Below are 18,746 nucleotides of genomic sequence, written 5' to 3' on the forward strand. Positions count from 1 at the left end.
GCTGGACGCTTCTGCTCCTCTACAGTGTGAATAGGTGCAGCAATGACAATAAAAATGAACGGCGCTCAGTCCCTTTTACAAACACTCGTCAACTGTGATGTCGAGGTGTGTTTTGGGAATCCGGGCACCTCGGAAATGCACTTCGTGGCTGCGCTCGATTCCGTTCCGAAGATGCGCAGTATTCTTTGCCTTTTCGAGGGCGTGGCCACAGGTGCCGCTGACGGATACGGGCGTATTGCAGGAAAGCCCGCAGCCACGTTGCTGCACCTTGGCCCGGGCCTCGCGAACGGTCTGGCCAATCTCCACAATGCCCGTCGTGCCAACACTCCCATCGTTAATGTGGTGGGCGACCACGCGACCTACCACCTGCAATATGACTCGCTCTTAACCTCCGATATCGCAGGCTTCGCTCGGCCCGTGTCCTCCTGGATTCACGAGTCCAAGTCTGCCAAGACCGTCGCAGGCGATGCCGCTCGAGCCGTTCAGGCGGCGCGCTCCGTACCGGGTGCGATCGCTACGCTGATTCTGCCGGCCGATAATGCATGGAACGAAGCCGATCATGCGGCTGATCCTCTGCCGAACGCTAACCCTGCAAGCATCTCGAGTCGTGTGGTCGAACACATAGCCTCCTTATTGGGCAACGGCAAGAAGACGGTGCTTTTGCTTCGTGGTGCAGCGCTGTATGGCGAAGGGCTGGAAGCGGCGGGGCGGGTACAGGCTGCCTGCGGCGCCCGGTTAATGTGCGACACCTTTGCGCCCCATATCGAGCTGGGCGCCGGGCGGGTTCCTGTAGAGCGCGTGCCTTACTTCGCCGAGCAGATCGTCAGCACCTTCGCGGGCGTCGAGCAATTGATTTTGGTAGGTACGCGGCCGCCGGTGTCGTTTTTTGCCTACCCCGGTAAGTCCAGCTGGTGCACGCCGGCAGAGTGCTCGATCAGTTATCTGGCGCATCCCCACGAGGATGCCGTCGAAGCGCTGCAAGCGGTAGCAGATGCGTTAAAGGCTCCAGCGCAAGCCGAGCGACGGGTTCCGCTGGTACTCGCAGGGCTCGGGTCTGGACAGTTGACGGCTCAGTCGGTCGCCCAAGCTATGGCCGAATATACGCCTGAAAACGCTATTTTCGCCGACGAGTCTACTACCGCCGGTTTTGCCCTCCTCAGCACGATGGCGACAGCGCGCCCTCATACCCATATTCCCCTCACCGGGGGCTCGATCGGTTCCGGCCTGACGCTAGCGGTCGGCGCTGCCGTGGCGGCACCCGACCGTAAAGTCATCTGCCCCCATGGGGATGGCGGCGCCGCATTCTCGATGCAGGCGCTCTGGACGATGGCGCGGGAAAATCTGGATATCACAGTAGTGATCTATGCCAATCGCTCTTATGGGATTCTCAACATCGAGTTGCAGCGGGTCGGTGCAGTAGCCTCAGGCAGTAAAGCTCTGTCGATGCTGGACCTGCATAACCCTGAGATGAATTGGGTACAGATTGCGCAGGGCCTGGGTGTCGAAGCAAGTCGCGCTACCACCGCCGAAGCGTTCAATGACCAATACCGTTCAGCCATGCGCAGTCGGGGACCCCGACTCATCGAAGCGATGATTTGAAATCGACGTTGCGAACGGGACTAGATAGCTAAATAAATCGATATAAGTCAGATATTGTCGAGCGCTATCGAAGTTTTTTTATTGAGTTCAGCTCAGGGGAAGCTTAATGAATGACCACACCATCGTCATTGGGGCCGGTCTCGCAGGCCTTTCCGCTGCAAGCGATTTGCGGGCAGCAGGGCGTTCGGTGACTGTGTTGGAAGCCACGGCGCGCCCTGGGGGGCGCGTCGTGCTCATGACACACCACGGCGACGCGGCGGAAGCCGGCGCCCAAGGTATCCATACCGGTTATACGCGATTGCTGGAGTTGGTCGAACGCCACGGGTTGACCGCTGACCTGGTACCGCAAGCCAATCAACAAGCGTGTTACCTGGACAGATCGGGCCGCCAGGTGTATCCAGCTGGAATACTGGGCATGAGCAAGCTGTTGGGTTTGCGTGGCACCGCCGAGCTGTCCTGGTTCCTAGCGCGCTATGTGTCGATGATGAAGCGGTTTTCGCTGTATGAAACGCACCGTGACATTCCTGAGTACGACAATATTTCCATCGCCGAAGCTTTTCAGTGGGCGGGCGACGCCTTCAAGGACTATTTCCTGCACCCCGCCGCCCACGCCATGGTGGGCACTAATATAGAACACACCAATCTTTATCACTTTCTGAACTTGATCAAGTTGATATTCACGACCAAGGTGATGACGCTACGCGGTGGGAATGCCTCACTGGCGGAAAAAATCGCAGCGTCTCTTGAGGTCCGTTACGAGTGCCCGGTCGAGAAATTACTGTACGAGAAAGGGCGAGTAACTGGCGTATTGCTGACCAGCGGAGAGGTTCTCAAAGCGGCGCATGTCATCGTTGCGTGCCCGATCGACGCTGCGGCCAAACTCATGCCTGAAGCGCTCGGCGTCCAGCGGGCATTTCTAACTGACTTTCCCAATGTCCCCTTGACACTGGTGTACTTTTTTTTGAACCAGCCGCTTAACACCAAAGCGTATGTCTATATGGGGCATGGCCATCGGACGACCACGTTCAATATGGCGTTGAACCATACCGTCAAGACCCCGCATCTTGTTCCCAGCGGCAAAGGCATTGTTTCCGCCTGGCCTTGCTATCCCGATTCATTGGGGCTTGCGCAACAGAGCAACGAGGCTGTAACGGCTAAAGCGCTGGAAGATATGCAGCTCTTTTTTCCGGGCATTGCCGGTATGGTTGATGAGGTCAAGATTCAGCGGCACCCTTGGGGGTTCGCACGACTTTCGCCCGGTACGCATGCTAAGATCCTGGGGTTCAAGCAGCAGGCCGAGCAGTTGCGCGGGGTGTCATTTGCCAGCAATGATTATGACGGTGTGCACATGGAGTCTGCTGTGCAAAGTGGTGTCAGGGCGGCTGAACGGGTGATTCGAGGTCGTTAGCCCCCTGGCTGAACTCGCTATTTTCCTTATGAAGTGTAGACCTTAAGTGAAGCCGATTGATAACGAGCCAGCTAAAGCGGATGTAGCCCTGGTAAGAGAAAAGTCCTCGCAACGAAAGGGGCGCACGTCGCAAGTCGTGCGCTCAGCACGTATTCCTACGCAGGAGCGAAGTAAAAAGCGCTATCAGTCTATATTGGATGCGACCCTGCATATACTTCAGAGTACTGATATCGAAAATATCAGTCTGCACGATATCGGTAAGGTCGCAGAGCTTCCTCCACCCTCTGTGCATTATCTGTTTAATACGGTGACGTCTATTTTCATTGTATTGAACAAGAATTTTAATAGCTACTTGACCGAGCTTATTCTCGAGCATAGTCGAAATCAGGGCTTTGCCCATGTCAACAGTTGGCAGGAATTGACGCGGTCCGCGATGACCATTGCCAAAGAGCAGCTGAACAGTAATAGGGCAATGTCGGAAATTATGCTTGGTCCGGTGATGCATCGTTCCATGCGGCTTACAAACCTGGAAACGAATCGCTATCATGGCTCTGCGTCACTGGCGTTATTTGATCAATTTTTCGTTGTCCCGGATGCTCCGAAACTGGCCACCTACCTGATGTATGCGGCCGAAATTGCAGACGGACTATGGGCGGGTGCCTATTCTCGTTTCGGTAAAATTGATGACGAGACGTTTGAAGAGTCGGTCAGGGCCTGCATCGCCTATTTGCGTTGTTACTTCCCGGAAAACATGCAAACGCGTAACGTGTAACCGTAGTTCCCATCTCCATACCCCGGGCAGCAGGACAGCGCGCCTTTATTAGCCCGCTGATGACTGCTGTCGCGAGTGGCCTTCCGCGAGCTATTACTTCAGGCAATCCTCATCAGCGTTTTTGCTGTTCCATAGGGCAAAAAAATTGTTTGCGCACCAATCCGGTAAGCAAAGCCGTGCCTTTTTGCCTCCACCTTGGCGGTAAGGCTGTATTTTTTGATAAAAACTGATATTAGTCAGCAAATTATCTTGGGTGTGACGCGCTTTTACAAATATCACCCTATATATTCGATGAATTCGGGCACGAAAGCTGCTTGATGGGAGCTGCGGCGACTGATAAAGTTGACTTATGTCTAATTTGTTAGGGTCGTAATGCTTTCCTACTGACCTTTTCCGCCGGTCATGCCGGTGTTGGAGGTCGCAAGCCAGTCCGCTCAGAGGATTTTACCGTGATAACAATAGCTTATAAGCCTGCTTCTAAAAGCGCACACGTTAAACAAGCCACTACCGTTACCTTGGCCTCCTTTACTCTATTGTTGGCAGGTTTCTGTGCGTCACTGCAGGCCGCCGGGCTGACTCCCTCAGGGGCGGAGCAAGCCGGCACCGCGAGCGGTATTCCGGAATGGCAGGCACCTCAACCGGCGTTGCCGGGGTGGACTTACGGACAACCCCGAAAAGACTTCTTCCAATACAAAAACGACATGCCACTATTTTCCATTGATGCGAGCAATGTCGAAAAATATGCAGCGCAATTGAACCCGGGGCAGGTGGCACTGGTAAAGAGCATCAAGGGTTACAGCATGCCAGTCTATCCGTCGCGTCGTACATGCGGCGTACCGGATTTCGTGGCGCAAAACACTCAAAAGAATATCGGCTTCTCACAAATCAATGATAAAGATAATTCATTGATTGATGCCCATGTGCCTGGTTTTCCTTTTCCAGCGCCTAAAACCGGCGCAGAAGCCATGTGGAACGCCAAATTGCGATATCGCGGTGTTGGCCTTGAGCAATATAGCCTGATCGTCTCTGCATCGCCGCGCAAGGGCAGCTCGGATTGGATCAAGATAACGGCTGATCAATATACTTATTATCCGTGGGGTGTTAAGGGCGGTACGACGTTTGCCGATGTGAGTCGCGTGGAGGCCATGCTGTACTTCAGCTTTCTGCAACCCGCTGCTATGGCGGGGCAGGCGGCAACTTTTACGGGCGCAGCCGACAAACCTGCAGAAGCCTACTACTACTTTCCGGGACAACGGCGTACGCGTCGTATGCCTTCCTATTCCTACGATGCGCCGCAACTTGGTTACGAAAATCAATACAATATTGATGAGTCTTACGTCTTTGCAGGGCTGATGGACCGGTTCGACTGGAAGTTGGTAGGGAAGCAAGAGTTAATTGTGCCTTACAATGCATTGGGTATGTATGACTTCAAGGCTAAATATGAAGATGTCATGCAGCCAGATTTTGTCGCAGCGACACAGCGTCGTTATGAGCTGCATCGTGTCTGGGTGGTCGAGGCGACTATCAAGGCAGGCATGCGCCACTCCGCGCCTAAGCGCCTCTTTTATATAGATGAAGACAGTTGGTCGTTGCTCGGTGCAGTTGACTATGATGCGCAAGGTAATATCTCGAAAGTTCGCGAAGGCGAAGTAATTCCGGTGTTTGAGACTGGCTCATGCGATTCCTATGCATTTATTCAATATAACTTGTCCAGTGGTCGCTACGTCATGGATGGCTCGCCGCTTGCTAGCGGTAAAGACATCAAGTGGATCGTCGACGGCGCCGGCAATCCACATATGAAAGCGAACTTTTACAATCCCGAAAATCTTCGCGCAATGAGCGAACGTTAATAACAATAAGACGGTGAGGGATTCAGACATGAAATGTTTTTCGATACGCCGCGATAATGATTTCGGCAAGCCGCTGGGTGTCGCATTGGCGGCGGTATTCACCGTCACCGGCAACAGTGCGAGCGCTTTTATGTTCTCCAACGACAGCGACACGATCAGGGGAAGCTTCGATTCGACGATCTCGGCGGGAACGGGTATCCGCACTCAGTCGCCCAGCAGCGCGCTGGTGTCCCCGACTTACAATGCCTCAACGGGCGCGCAATCGGGCGGCGGGAAGCTGGGTCAAATCAGTGGCGTGAGTGATCAAGGTGATATCAATTACGATAAAGGTGATCCATTTACCACGTACCTCAAAGGCAGTCATGAGTTGCTTTTGAAAATGCCAGCATATGACATGGCGTTTATGGCGCGTGCTACATGGCTGCGCGATTTTTCTGCCACTGAAACCACGGGTAACCTCAGCGGCCAGGATGCGTTCAATTCCACTGCGCCGGCCATCAATGACGGCCTGGCTTCAAGCGCCCGCGATGACCTGCGTTTCAGAACCCAATTGCTTGATTTGTGGGTGAGCAAGACATTTGACATCGGCGACCAGCAGGGCCGACTCAGGGTGGGCAACCAGGTAGTCAGTTGGGGAGAGAACATCTATGAGGTGGGCGGCATAAACGCCACCAACGCCATCGACGTCAACCGCGCGTCGCAGCCCGGTGCCCAGGTCAAGGAATTCGTGCTGCCGGCGCCTATCGTGAGTTTTGCCACGGGGATCGGCGGCGGTTTCAATGTCGAGGCTTATATACAAACCAAATGGAATGAGAGTTATCTGCCACCCACCGGCAGTTACTGGTCAACGTCCATTGTAGGCAAGGGGAGTCGCGCCTATGGGGCGGAAACCAAGGATGCGCGAGACGGCGGTCAGTACGGGATCGCGTTGCGCTATAAACCCGAAGGTACCGATCTGAATCTGGGTTTATATGCAATTACTTACCATGACAAGCTTCCACAGACCACGCTCGATGCAAATGGTGCAACGGTCTATCGATTCCCCGAAGATCGGCATATGTACGGCGTCAGCGCCAATTTCCCCGTGGGGGATTGGGCCATCGGTACAGAACTTTCTTACCGCCCCAGGGATGCCGTTCCGTTGAATGCCTCAAGTGGCTGCGTGGCCCAGGGCGGACAGTGCTGGGTCGATGAGAAGAAATTTCAATGGCACCTCACGTCGCTCTTTGCTCTGCAACCGTCCAACGCCGCCAGCGTACTGAATTTCCTCGGCGCGGACTCTGCCACATTAACCACCGAAACCGTCGTCATCGCGTACCCGGGCCTGCATGACAGTTATGACGGCTCTCCCATCGCGGCGGGAGGATGGCTGTGGGGCAACCAGAAAAACGATCTGCTGCAGACGGGCGCGTTCAACAGCCCTGGCGATGCCAAGGGCACGAAGTATTCAGGAGGGATCGACGTCGATTTCAACTGGGTTTATGACGGCTCGCTGATCAGCGGATGGCAGGTGATTCCCGGCATGTACGTGCGCCGTGGCATGTTTGGTTACACACCTAATATCAATGAACAGTTCATGGAAGGTGTGACATCGGTAAACCTGTATGTGAACTTCATACAAAACCCGGCGGATTGGCAAGTTGGGCTCAATTACACGTCGTTCTTCGGACCTTCCGATGCTTTGACGAACCCGTTACGTGATCGTGACTTTATTGGCCTGAACGTGTCTCGTAACTTCTGAGGTCGCCCATGAACGTCCCGTCTAAAATCGAACCGGCACGCGCGGGCGTGTTGGTTCGGGTATTGAAGTTGCTCGAAAATGGGTTATTCGGTCATCGGTGCGCGGTGCTTGGAGGGCTGGTTCTGTTTACGCTGGTGATGGCTTGGTTTGCCGCCCAGCTCCGGATGGACGCAGGTTTTGAAAAGCAACTTCCGATAGGTCATGAGTATGTCGCGACGTTTAAGCAATACCGCGCTGATCTGTTGGGAGCTAATCGGCTGACGGTAGTCGTCAAGGCCAGGCACGGGACGATTTGGACGCCGCAGGGTTTGAGAAAACTGTACGACGTAACCCAAGCCCTCACGTTCCTGCCTAATGTCGCAAGTGGTTCAGTTCAGTCACTGTGGACGCCCAATACCTTTGTCACGGAAATTACCGAGGAGGGCTTCAGGGCGGAGCCGATCATCCCGGGCACCATCACGCCGGAGAACCTGAACGCCGACAGTATCGGAGCGATCTCTCAGTCGGTCATGCAGGGTGGTTTTATCGGCAATCTGGTCGCGCGGGATCAATCCAGTGCGATGATCACTGCCGATCTGGACGAAATCAATGCCCAGGGCCAGCACATTGATTATGCGGCGTTCGACCGTGGAATTGAGGCGGACATCCGCTCCAAGTTCGAGGACGATGACTACGAAATACAGATAATCGGGTTCGCCAAACAGATTGGAGATATTTCCGAGGGCGCTGCCTCCGTTCTGCATTTCTGTGTGATCGCGCTGATCCTGACCGCCTTGGCTGTGTATTGGTATTGCCGGTCAATCAAGCTCACGCTTTTGCCCCTGGCCTGCTCGCTGGTATCCCTGGTCTGGCAATTCGGCGCGTTGCACTTGCTGGGTTTCGGGCTGGATCCGTTGGGCGTGCTTGTGCCTTTTCTGGTGTTCGCTATTGGTGTTTCACACGGCGTGCAGCAACTGAATTTTATCGTACGTGAACTGGCGCACGGCAAGACTATGGAAGCCGCCGCGCGATCCAGTTTCAGCGGTTTATTCATACCGGGATCACTGGCCTTGGTCACCGCGTTTGTTTCGTTTGTGACGCTTATTCTGATGCCTATTCCCATGGTAAGGGAGCTTGCTATCACGGCGGCGCTGGGGGTTGCGTTTAAAATAGTCACCAACTTGATCATGCTCCCGCTGGCGGCGTCCCTGCTACGGATGGGGCAGGGTTACGCAAAAGGTGTCGAGCTGAAAGCCGCACAACGAGCACGCTGGTTAAGGACACTGGCGCGGGTCGCCGAGCCGCGCAACGCAGCCCTGGTGCTTTGCGTGGCAATGGTCATTTCGGTCGCCGCGATCTGGCAGAGCAAGGATCGCGTGGTAGGAACGCTGCAGGCGGGGGCTCCCGAACTGCGCCCGGACGCCAGGTTCAATAAAGACGCGGTGTCGATTGCCTCCAGTTACGACCTGGGGCTCGACTGGTTGACAGTTGTATTCGAAGCGCCGCCTGGGTCTTGTGACAAGGTTCAGATTGGGGTTTATCAGGACCGCTTCGATTTCGCTATCCAACCGGTCGAAGGCGTCATGTCGATTCTCTCGTTTGCGTCGCTGATTCGTCAGTACAACGAAGGCTATAACGAGGGCAATCCGAAGATGTCGGTGGTCCCGATCGACTCGGCCAACTATGCCGCCCTGGGTGTTGAGATAGGCCGGCTGCCCGGCATCATGCGCAAGGATTGCAGCATGACGGCCGTGCACATCTATCTGGCGGATCATAAGGCAACCACGATTAACCGCGTGATTGACGCAGTGAAGACATTTCGTGCCAATGACACGTTGCCGGGCGTGACCATCCGCTTGGCATCAGGAAATGCCGGTGTGCTGGCTGCGGTGAACGAGGAGATCGAGCACAGCGAATTTCCGATGATGCTCTATGTGTACACCACGATAATTTTTCTGGTGTTTTTGACCTATCGAGACCTGCGCGCGGTGCTGGCGTGTTGCTTGCCTTTAACCATTGGTACCTTCATTGGTTATTGGTTCATGAAGGAGCTGCAAATCGGGCTTACGGTGGCGACGTTACCGGTCATGGTACTTGCCGTAGGCATCGGCGTGGATTACGCCTTCTACATCTACAATCGCCTGCAGCTTCATATGGCTAACGGCATTCCTATCGTCAGTGCCTTGGAATACTCGATTCTGGAAGTGGGGACCGCCACGATATTTACCGCGATAACCCTGGCGGTAGGCGTAGCGACATGGTCATTTTCAGAGCTCAAGTTTCAAGCCGATATGGGGAAATTGCTCGCGTTCATGTTCCTGGTGAACATGATTATGGCCATGACTGTGCTTCCCGCGTTTGCGGTATGGCTTGAGCGGTGGTTCCCACGCAAGCGTCCCGTCCGTGCCCTTGGGCTTCTCTCGCATTGAACACGGAGCAGCATTCATGAAAGCACTATCAAGGTATTCATTCTGCGCGTTCGTCACGGCTGCTATCGGGCTGCAGGTTGCATGTGTCGTTGCAGCTGAGGCGGTGGGGCCGCTTCAACCATCGCCCGCCGCGCATTCGCTCCAGGCACTGCGCTCGCCCATTCTGGCGGCGACATGGGCAGGTGCGCGAGCGGTGGCCGTGGGCTCGGATGGGGTTGTATTGCTTTCGGATGATCAGACTCGCTCTTTTCACCAGGCGGATGACGTGCCGGTTAGCTCTACTTTGACCGACGTGAGCTTTGTCGACGCCAACCATGGTTGGGCCGTCGGGCACTGGGGCGCCATTCTGGCAACCGTCGATGGAGGGCGGCGTTGGCAGGTCCAACGATTGGTCACGGAAGAGGATCGACCGCTGTTCGCGGTACATTTCTTCGATGCGCGGCACGGCGTTGCGGTGGGTTTGTGGTCGCTCGTACTGGTGACTCAGGACGCTGGAATGACGTGGGTCGAGCAGGCAACAAATCCTGACGTAAAAGGCCTTGCGGACCTTAATCTGACCAGTTTGTTTGCGGATAAAAGCGGCGGCGTTTATGCCACTGCCGAACAGGGGCGCCTGTTGTATTCCACCGACCAGGGAAGCTCGTGGCGTTACTTGGATACCGGATACGCAGGGTCGCTGTGGTGCGGGCTTTCTCTGGACAACCAGACGCTGCTTGCGGGCGGACAGCGTGGAACACTGCTGCGCAGTGAAGATGCTGGACTGACGTGGAAACGTTTGAATCTTGATACCACCAGCTCAATAACCTCCATAGTCAGCGATGGCGTTGACGTACTGGTAGTGGGGTTGGACGGCCTGCAAAGACGCAGCAGCGACGGTGGTCGAACGTTCGTCGCGGTCACTGAGGATGCTCACGAATCACTGACCGCCGCGCTAGCGACGCCCACGGGAAAGTGGGCACTGTTTTCACGCCACGGGCTTATATCCGGGGCTGAATAGTTTATGGCTTGAAACGTGTCGTGGAACATGAAGCTGAGCGACACGGCGGTCTTGCAGTCAATCATCCGTTAAAACTAATAACACCACCGGAGTTAAGTGATGTCTGAGCGCTATCAAGAGGGTCGTTTCATATCGTCGAAAGGGGCGGATTTGTTCTATCGGGATTTTGGACCTATTGAGGGCGCAACCACGGTGCCGCTTTTGTGCCTGCACGGTTTCCTGCGGTCCTCCAGGGACTTCTCTGAGCTCGGCCGCGTCCTTTCGGCCCAGGGCATTCGGGTGATCGTGCCTGACTTGCGCGGTCGTGGCCTGTCGGCGACATTCGCTTCGGCGGCCGACTACCACTACGATCTCATCAAACAAGATGTATGGGATCTGCTCGACCACCTGAGCATCGACAAAGTCGCGGTGCTCGGCATTGCACTGGGCGCGCTGCTGGCAATGGACATGGCCGTTGAAAACCCGGCACGGATCAAGGGCGTGGTATTGAACGACCAGGGCACGGAAATCAACCAAAGCGCCAGCAACAAAATGTCCGGTAACTTCGACACTCATGCCTATTCATTCGAGGAAGCTGTCAGCCGCATGCAGCTGCACTTCGGCGACACCTATCCGGGCCTCACGCACGAGCGTTGGCAGGACTTGACCCTGCGCGCCTACCGGGAGATCGAACCCGGTAAATTCGCTCGCGACGTGGACCCGCTTTCCCTGGCCGATGTCCCGCGTCTCAAGGCCGAGCGTCCAGACAACTGGCCACAGTTTCGGGCTACGCGCGACGTACCGACGGCCATACTGAGAGGGGAACTGTCCGAGTATTTTGCCGCTGATTGTGCAGAACGGATGCTGGATTCACACCCCAACGCCACGCTGACCACGGTCAAAGGGCGTGGTCATCCGCCTCTCATGGATGAACCTGAAGCCCTGGCGGCGATTAAAGCCTTGTTGGAACGCGCTTCATCGCGTTAACCCGGTGCCGGCGCTGACCGGGCAACCGGCCGCGGCCTGCCAGGGGCACTACATTCGTCAGGACGACACGGCGGTGTTTCATCGGTTACGGAGCACGTAATCGATGGATTCGATGGGGGTGTCGTCCGAATTTGTGCCTGGGCGATGCGCATCAGTCGAGCTGCGTCGTTCAGTGGTTACTTCTGCGGAGCGTTAATAAGATGAATAAAAGAACCAAGCTGTCGCGTCCCGTCAATTATCTTTTTTATACCCTCGGTGATTTATCCAGCGGCATTTATGCCGTCGCGCCGGGCATTCTTCTGATGTTTTACATGACCAATATCCTGGGCATTTCCGTTGGCATCGCTACCGCCGCTACGGTTCTGCCAAAACTGGTCGACTTGCTCGCGAGCCCGCTGGTCGGCGGCATGTCAGATCGCACCTGCACGCGCCTGGGGCGTCGCCGTCCCTTCATTTTATTCGCCGGCCTGACCTTGCTGCCGACGTTCTTTCTGATCTGGGCGGCTCCCACAAGCTCGCCGTTGGTGTCGGCCATCTTTGTGGCTTTGATGTTCAGCCTATGCTCATTTTGCTTCGCGACCTTTCTCGTTCCCTATTGCGCCCTCAATACCGAAATTGCTGCGACCTATCAGGAGGGTACTGCGCTCACCTCTTATCGAGGCGTGTATTCAATGTTGGGGTGCCTGTTGGCTGGTGCGGGAGCCCCGTTGATTGTTGAATTATTCAACGGTGGGAAAGCCGGTTATCTTGCGATGGGCGCTATCATGGGCGCCATTATGTCTCTGTGTATTCTGGTTACCTTTTTTTCGTCGAAAGAGCCCGTTCGCAAATCTGTGACGGAGAAATTAGACACGTCGCAGTTGTGGTTCGCGCTTACCCATAACCCCCCATTCCTGATCTTGTGCTCGGTTTGGCTGTTGCACATGTTGGGGGCCGGTGTGGTCACGGCCGCTCTGGCTTACTACGTGACGTATGTGTTGAACCAGGGCGTGGAGTTTCTTTCATTGGTGTTCCTTCTCTCATTTGGCTCCTCGGTGCTGGCCATACCCCTGTTTCTCTACTTGGGAAAACGGGTGAGCAAGTATGGTGCGTTCTCGACCGCACTCTTCGTGTCGACCATTGCCGGGTGCGGTTATATTCTGCTTGATGCTTCAACGCCGGTGGCTATCGTATTAAGCGTGGTGATACTTGCGGGGATGAGTGAAGGGGGCAACCAGGTCTTTTCCTATTCAATGTTGACCGACTGCATCAGGCAGGGCGATAGCCGAGCTGACAAGCAGGCCCCCGAGGCGCTGCTGAGCGGCATCTTCATCGCGATGGAGCGTCTTGGCTTAACGCTCGGGGCCTTGGTCACCGGTGGGCTATTGGCGTTCACCGGCTTGATCGAGACGCAGGAAGGCGTTACCAGGCAGCCAGACTCGGCAGTGCTGGCAATTACTTTGGCCGCTTCGCTGATACCGGCGGGTTTGAACGCGCTGTCACTGGTCATGCTGTGGTTCTACCGGGGATTTGACCGGCGTGTCGCAGCGAGCGCCGCAGAAAGCGACCTACGAATAGAAGAGTTTGGGGGGGATGTCGCGGGCTGTTCCGCGACACGGCCATCGGCATGACGATATCGAGGGGGCGTCCCCTCGATTGAAAAGTTATACAGATTCTTCGGGATCGAACCCCATACCTAATTTTGCGGCTTTTCTTCGGACGCCGTAACGCAGTACGGATGAGACGCTTTGGACGATGAAGGGAGTCATCGCGCGTGGCGGCCAATTGGACTTGTCGCGACGGATGAGCCAAGCCTGTGTGTCCGCGCTTTGCCGATCTAATGCCAGGTCTGCCAGTGTCTGTCCATTACGTGCGCCCAATGGCATCCCGTGCCCCCAGCAGCCATTGGCATACGATATCCTCGGGTCAGAAAGCACGCCTATGTGCGGAATATAATCCCGGGTAACCGAGATAGGCCCGCCCCAACTTTGCGTGGTGGGCACGCCGGCCAGGTTCGGAAAGAACGCCGCCAGCTGTTTCGGGCCGTTGTTCATAAAGCCAGTGCTGATTTCCGGCGACATTTCATTGCCGGATGGCGCATGGGTGTAGTAACCGCCCACGTACAAAAGGCGGCCGTCCGCGGTGGGGGCAAACGAAAAAAACAAGTCCGACAACACATTAACGCCGCAGCGTCTTGCCCAACCCAATTGCTGCCATTGACTTGGCGATAACGGTGCCGTCACGTTCGCGTAGACCATGATTGGCGTTTGATTGCGTTCAAATGCAAAGTCCTTCAGCCCATCCAAAAGATGTGAGTAGGCATTGGTCGCAATCACCAACTTACTGCAACGGACAACGCCGCGCCCCGTACGCACGGTGATATGCGAGACGTTGCGCTCAATACTCGCGACCGGGCTGTGCTCATAAATATTGGCGCCCAGCGTCATAGCGGCCTGTTTTAAACCGCGAATGAATTTTAGCGGGTTAAATTGCCCGCCACGCCGATCAAATATCGCTGAGCCAAAATGCGCGCTGTTAAATTCAGCGGCGATATCACGTGCTGAAATTGACTCAAGAAACCGGTCTTGACCGATGCTCTGACTGAACTTCATATAGCTATTCAGGTTTTCATCGCCCTCAGATTCAAGCCCCATCAACAGATAGCCGCTGGCGCTGAAATCACAGGCTATGTTGTGCTCGCGCGTCATGGTTTCGATGACGTCGATGCCCTCATGTGTATAGGTATGGAGCTCGCGAAGTTTATCCGCACCATAGCGTTTAAGCTGTGCCCTGAAATTGTTATCCCCGACGGCCACAATCATTTGGCCTGCGTTGCGGCCGCTGGCTCCGTAGCCGATGACGTGCCCTTCCAATAGCGCGACCGAGACGTGCGGATCTTTTTTACGCAGGTGATAAGCGCTGGAGAGTCCGGTCACGCCACCACCGATTATGCAAACATCGGCCGTTATACATGTGCTCAGCGCTTCGTTGGGTACATAGGGTTCAGCTGAATTAAACCAATAAGATAGATTGCCATGCATGATCTTGGCGTCCTGAGTCACTCTTTAATAATTGTTAAGCTGACACTTTCATCGTCAACCTGGCGCCGCGCTCGACAAAGGCCTGATATTCCTCTTCCGGTACATAAAGCCCTCCGGTTGTCCACACGATATGACAGGCGTGTTCCAGATAATCAGAGAGATGATGACGTGCGCAGTAAGCTTGCCCTTGTCGTGATGACTCAAGCCAGTTCGGCCCGTCAAATCCTGCAGCGGCGGAAGGTTCAATGCGCAGTGAAACCTGCGCGACGGTATACAAATGCTTGAATAAATCGTCGTCCTTTACCGTGAATATCCCTGAAACAACGGGGCGCATGATGTCTACCGCGTGCTCGGACGCGCGAGGCACCGCCAGCCCGTCAGCTTCCGTGCGGTTGTCCAATCCAAACGAATAAACACTTGGGTACTGGCCGTTTTTATCCAGCATCGATACCAGAAAACAGGATGAGGCGATGGGTTCGGCGAAAAAGCAGTGCGCGTTCGGGCCAAACACATGGGCCAAGCCGAAGGCGATACCAGCAGGCGCTCCGCCTACACCACAGGGCAGATAAACGAAAAGTGGGTGTTGTTCATCCACCACCACCCCGTGCGCATCCAGCTGTGCTTTCAGCGCCAGGGCTGCGGCGCTGTAACCGATAAATAACGAAAGGGAGGACTCGTCATCCACAAAATGGCATTTTTCATCGTTGAGCGCTTCGCGGCGTCCTGCCGCTACCGCCATTGCGTAATCGCCTTCATGTTCTACAACCGTGACGTTGCGTGTTCGCAGACGCTGTTTTTTCCATTCCTTGGCGTCGGCGGACATATGCACCGTCGCCCTAAACCCCAGTGCGGAAGCAATGACGCCGATGCTTAAGCCCAGATTGCCGGTAGAACCGACCGCAATCTGGTGTTCACTGAACAGTTTTCGTGCGGCCGCCGTGGTGATGCCTGTGGCATCGTCGGGTGTGATAAATCCATGCTCAAGGGCCAACCGTTCGGCGTATTCAATCACTTCATGAATACCGCCACGGGCCTTGATGGAGCCCGCCACGGGAAGGCCGTGGTCAGCCTTCACATACAGTTGCCCTGAACGTGGGGACTTGAGAGCCGCCTGCAACCCGGGTGTCAGCAGCAGAGGTGATTCGATAACCCCGCCAGACACTACAAGCTCGGGGAACAGTGACAGCAGGACCGGGCGAAAACGTGTGAAACGATCCACTGCCTGCTGGATATCGTCCATGCCGATGGCGCGCCCGCCCCAGGTATCGCCTGGTAAGCCGAGCGCGCCTCTATTTCCGTTAGTCCACAGCTGTGGTTGCTTATCGCGTATGGCATCAAGTGCAGTTGCATCGTCTGCTGAGAAGTCGTTCATACCGTTATCCAAAAAACGCCCGGTGCCTGATTGGCTTGTACCCATCAGGCGTGGCTGGTCAATTACCCCAACATAGTTGCGGCTTCGCTTCAGGCATCGTAACCAGGGTTCGCCGCGTTTATTTTTCGCAGAAGGGCGGGCCACACGAATTTTCCGCCCAAGCCCGAGGTTTGGGTTTTGGCGGCTGCCATCGCGGTGTTTTCAATGGATTGCGGGATCATGATCAATGCACCGCCGGCCTGCGCCGACAGTTGAATCTGGCAAGCGGTTTCCATTACATACATGTGCATGAATGCATCGGCGATGCTGGCGCCCACCGTGAGCAAACCGTGATTGCGAAGGATCAGGAATTGATTGTTTCCCAAGTCGGTTTGCAGTCGTGGTTTCTCTTCATCATGTAGCGCTACCCCTTCATAGGCGTGATAACCCAGCGAGCCGAGGACGAACGTTGACTGTTGTGAAATAGGGAGTAGGCCGCATTGCTGGGCACTGACGGCAATCCCTGCACGGGTATGGGTATGCAAGACGCACTGAGCGTCGTCGCGCGCGGCGTGAACAGCACTATGGATTACAAAACCTGCTCGATTCACTTCAAATGGCGATTGACCAATCTTGTTGCCGTCTTGATCTATACGGATCAACGAGGACGCGGTGATTTCCTCAAACATCAGCCCATAGGGATTTATCAGAAACTCGTGCGCGGTCCCGGGGAGGCGGGCGCTGATATGGGTGAAGACCAGGTCTGTCCAGCCATAGAGCGCCACGAGCCGGTAGCAGGCCGCGAGATCGCAGCGCAGCGCCCACTCTTCAGGACTTACGCGGTCTTTGAGTGATTGAATTTGCATCTGGGTATTCCTGCAACGGTCGGCCCTGAACGCTTTCGGTCAAACACCGTGTACCCGACAGGTAGCTGGGACGGTGTCCGCTTTGACATCACTGAGCGCTTTTATAGTGAATTAGAAGCAAGTCGATGGCGGGGTGTTTCAAAGCGGGCAGTGTTATGGCCACCCGCCGTGAAGCCAGGATTTGCTCTGAAGGAGACGCCGTCAGTCCATGAAACTCGGGTCAAGTTTGACCAGTTTACGAAGCAAGCCGTCCCATGGATCGGTTGTTCCTTCCCCCTGGCTGATACGGAAAAGCTCGTACCGGAAACTTTCCAGCATGGGTTCAGAGAACTTGATCAACTCGCCGTTATTCGCGCTGCTCGCCAGTAATTGAACGCGGCAAGCCTTGCGTACGTTGTAATGGCGCAAAAATGCCATTTTCGCTAGGGGACCCAGGGTGACCAGACCATGATTTCGCAAAATCAACGCGTTATTGGTTTCGCCCAGCGCACGCTGCAGCGACGGGATTTTGTCCTCGTAGGTTTCCACCCCTTCGTACGAGTGATAGCCGAGACCATCGGCCATTGCGAAAGCTGCCGATTGAGAGATCGGCAGTAGGCCTTCGGCATTGCAGGCCACGGCGGCGATCAAATCGTCATGGGTATGTATGATGAAATTGGCGTCCGGGCGTACTTCGTGAATGCCCCGCATTGGGTACCACGTAGTGGGAACGATCTGGAAGGGTGTGTCGGAAACGATCTCGCCCTGAAGGTTGATTTTGACCAGACTCGAAGCGGTTATTTCTTCGTAGAGAGGGCCGGCCGGGCTAAACAGAAAGTGCTCGCCAACTCTTGACGAGACCAGTTGCATCGACAAGTCATCCCATCCCATCAATGGGATAAGTCGATAAAGCGCAGCCGTTTGCACACGGATGTCCCATTCCTCGTCAGACACCTTCCCTTTTAGGGAGGGGTAGGAGGTATCACCGATTGTCAGCATCATTTTCTTATTCTCCGAAGATTTATGATTCGACGAGTTCCGGTCCGGCGCTCGCCAGGTGTGAGGGTTGGAGGGGTCAAAACTCAATTGAGGCGGGCTCGCCGTTCCAGGCGTGTGCTTGGGATTTCATGTATGAAAAACCGGCCTGTACCTCGGGGGTTTGTTTGATCAGTTCCAGAACAGTACCGCCGGCCTGATCGCTATTGAAAAACACGGTTTCAACGCCTATTGCCGAAATCATCCGGTGAAATGGGGAAAAACCCTGGCTTGTCAGCGTGGCGGTATCCGCCTCGAGATCCTCAGTCAGCACACCCATGTGTTGCATGCCGAAACCCTGCGCGTCCACGTACTCCTTGAACGGCGAGGGGGCGTCGTTGTGTTGCTGCACCAGTTCAATTTGCAACTCACCCGTGAACGCAAAGGCCGCGCTGATATCGCAATCGGTAGGGGTGCCTCGGTACGTCTGCTGCGCGTACTTCGGGTGACGCGTGATAAAAAAAGGGCCTACGCCCAGCTTGTTCCAATGCGCCACGGCGCTGTCGATGTCCTCTACCACGTATGCGATCTGCATCACTGGACCGATTCTGTTCACCTTGTTAACTCCCATGTCTTCGTTGTGTGTGAAAACGGTTGTTAGTCAGGTTTTACCAGAATGTGATTGCCTGGGCAAGCGTGCAGATAACACGCCGTTCGAGAGGGTTATGGTGCTTAAATTGGTGCTTGTTTGGGTTTTATGCTTGGGAAAGCGGTATGGCTCGGTTAGCATAAGGGTTGTTTTAATGCCTTATAG

General features: G+C 55.2%; 14 protein-coding genes. 9 read left to right on the top strand and 5 right to left on the bottom strand.

Annotation, left to right across the window (positions count from 1 at the left end; translation table 11 throughout):
• The first annotated feature begins 54 nt into the window (after positions 1-54).
• The 9 genes from ACODTO_RS00760 to ACODTO_RS00800 all read left to right on the top strand — a co-directional run bounded on the left by ACODTO_RS00760 (position 55) and on the right by ACODTO_RS00800 (position 13,351).
• The gene (locus tag ACODTO_RS00760) at positions 55-1,599 is read left to right on the top strand and encodes an acetolactate synthase large subunit (RefSeq protein WP_258632446.1); all 1,545 of its coding nucleotides are present in this window, start codon (positions 55-57) and stop codon (positions 1,597-1,599) included.
• A 106-nt stretch (positions 1,600-1,705) separates the two neighbouring features.
• The gene (locus tag ACODTO_RS00765; RefSeq protein ID WP_258632448.1) at positions 1,706-3,007 is read left to right on the top strand and encodes a flavin monoamine oxidase family protein; all 1,302 of its coding nucleotides are present in this window, start codon (positions 1,706-1,708) and stop codon (positions 3,005-3,007) included.
• 46 nt (positions 3,008-3,053) lie between these two features.
• Entirely contained in the window at positions 3,054-3,779 is a 726-nt protein-coding gene (locus ACODTO_RS00770; protein ID WP_258632449.1) for a hypothetical protein, read from the top strand.
• Positions 3,780-4,228: 449 nt separating this feature from the next.
• A complete protein-coding gene (locus ACODTO_RS00775) occupies positions 4,229-5,629 on the top strand; it encodes a DUF1329 domain-containing protein (RefSeq protein ID WP_258632450.1) in 1,401 nt (466 codons plus the stop codon).
• Between the two features lie 130 nt (positions 5,630-5,759).
• Complete coding sequence (locus ACODTO_RS00780) at positions 5,760-7,370, top strand: DUF1302 domain-containing protein (protein ID WP_258633560.1); 1,611 nt, start codon at positions 5,760-5,762, stop codon at positions 7,368-7,370.
• 8 nt (positions 7,371-7,378) lie between these two features.
• Positions 7,379-9,778: an efflux RND transporter permease subunit gene (locus tag ACODTO_RS00785; RefSeq protein WP_489105834.1), complete on the top strand. Its 2,400-nt coding sequence runs from the start codon at positions 7,379-7,381 to the stop codon at positions 9,776-9,778.
• 16 nt (positions 9,779-9,794) lie between these two features.
• Positions 9,795-10,775 (top strand): WD40/YVTN/BNR-like repeat-containing protein, encoded by a 981-nt coding sequence (locus tag ACODTO_RS00790; RefSeq protein ID WP_258632454.1) that lies wholly within the window; start codon positions 9,795-9,797, stop codon positions 10,773-10,775.
• A gap of 99 nt (positions 10,776-10,874) precedes the next feature.
• A complete protein-coding gene (locus ACODTO_RS00795) occupies positions 10,875-11,741 on the top strand; it encodes an alpha/beta fold hydrolase (RefSeq protein ID WP_258632456.1) in 867 nt (288 codons plus the stop codon).
• Positions 11,742-11,941: 200 nt separating this feature from the next.
• Positions 11,942-13,351, top strand: coding sequence for an MFS transporter (locus tag ACODTO_RS00800; protein WP_258632457.1), 1,410 nt, complete (start codon positions 11,942-11,944; stop codon positions 13,349-13,351).
• Positions 13,352-13,384: 33 nt separating this feature from the next.
• On the opposite strand, the gene ACODTO_RS00805 is transcribed toward ACODTO_RS00800, so the two are convergent.
• The 5 genes from ACODTO_RS00805 to ACODTO_RS00825 form a co-directional block, all read right to left on the bottom strand.
• Entirely contained in the window at positions 13,385-14,761 is a 1,377-nt protein-coding gene (locus ACODTO_RS00805; RefSeq protein WP_258632459.1) for an NAD(P)/FAD-dependent oxidoreductase, read from the bottom strand.
• Between the two features lie 34 nt (positions 14,762-14,795).
• Positions 14,796-16,133 carry a D-serine ammonia-lyase gene (gene dsdA, locus ACODTO_RS00810; protein ID WP_258632461.1) on the bottom strand — a complete coding sequence of 446 codons (1,338 nt, stop codon included), beginning with the start codon at positions 16,131-16,133 and terminating at the stop codon, positions 14,796-14,798.
• Between the two features lie 89 nt (positions 16,134-16,222).
• Positions 16,223-16,978 carry a class II aldolase/adducin family protein gene (locus ACODTO_RS00815; RefSeq protein WP_258632463.1) on the bottom strand — a complete coding sequence of 252 codons (756 nt, stop codon included), beginning with the start codon at positions 16,976-16,978 and terminating at the stop codon, positions 16,223-16,225.
• Positions 16,979-17,179: 201 nt separating this feature from the next.
• Positions 17,180-17,959, bottom strand: coding sequence for a class II aldolase/adducin family protein (locus ACODTO_RS00820; protein ID WP_258632465.1), 780 nt, complete (start codon positions 17,957-17,959; stop codon positions 17,180-17,182).
• Positions 17,960-18,032: 73 nt separating this feature from the next.
• Positions 18,033-18,548 (bottom strand): VOC family protein, encoded by a 516-nt coding sequence (locus tag ACODTO_RS00825; protein WP_258632466.1) that lies wholly within the window; start codon positions 18,546-18,548, stop codon positions 18,033-18,035.
• Positions 18,549-18,746 lie beyond the last annotated feature (198 nt).

The sequence above is a fragment of the Pseudomonas sp. FG13 genome, assembly GCF_057809755.1.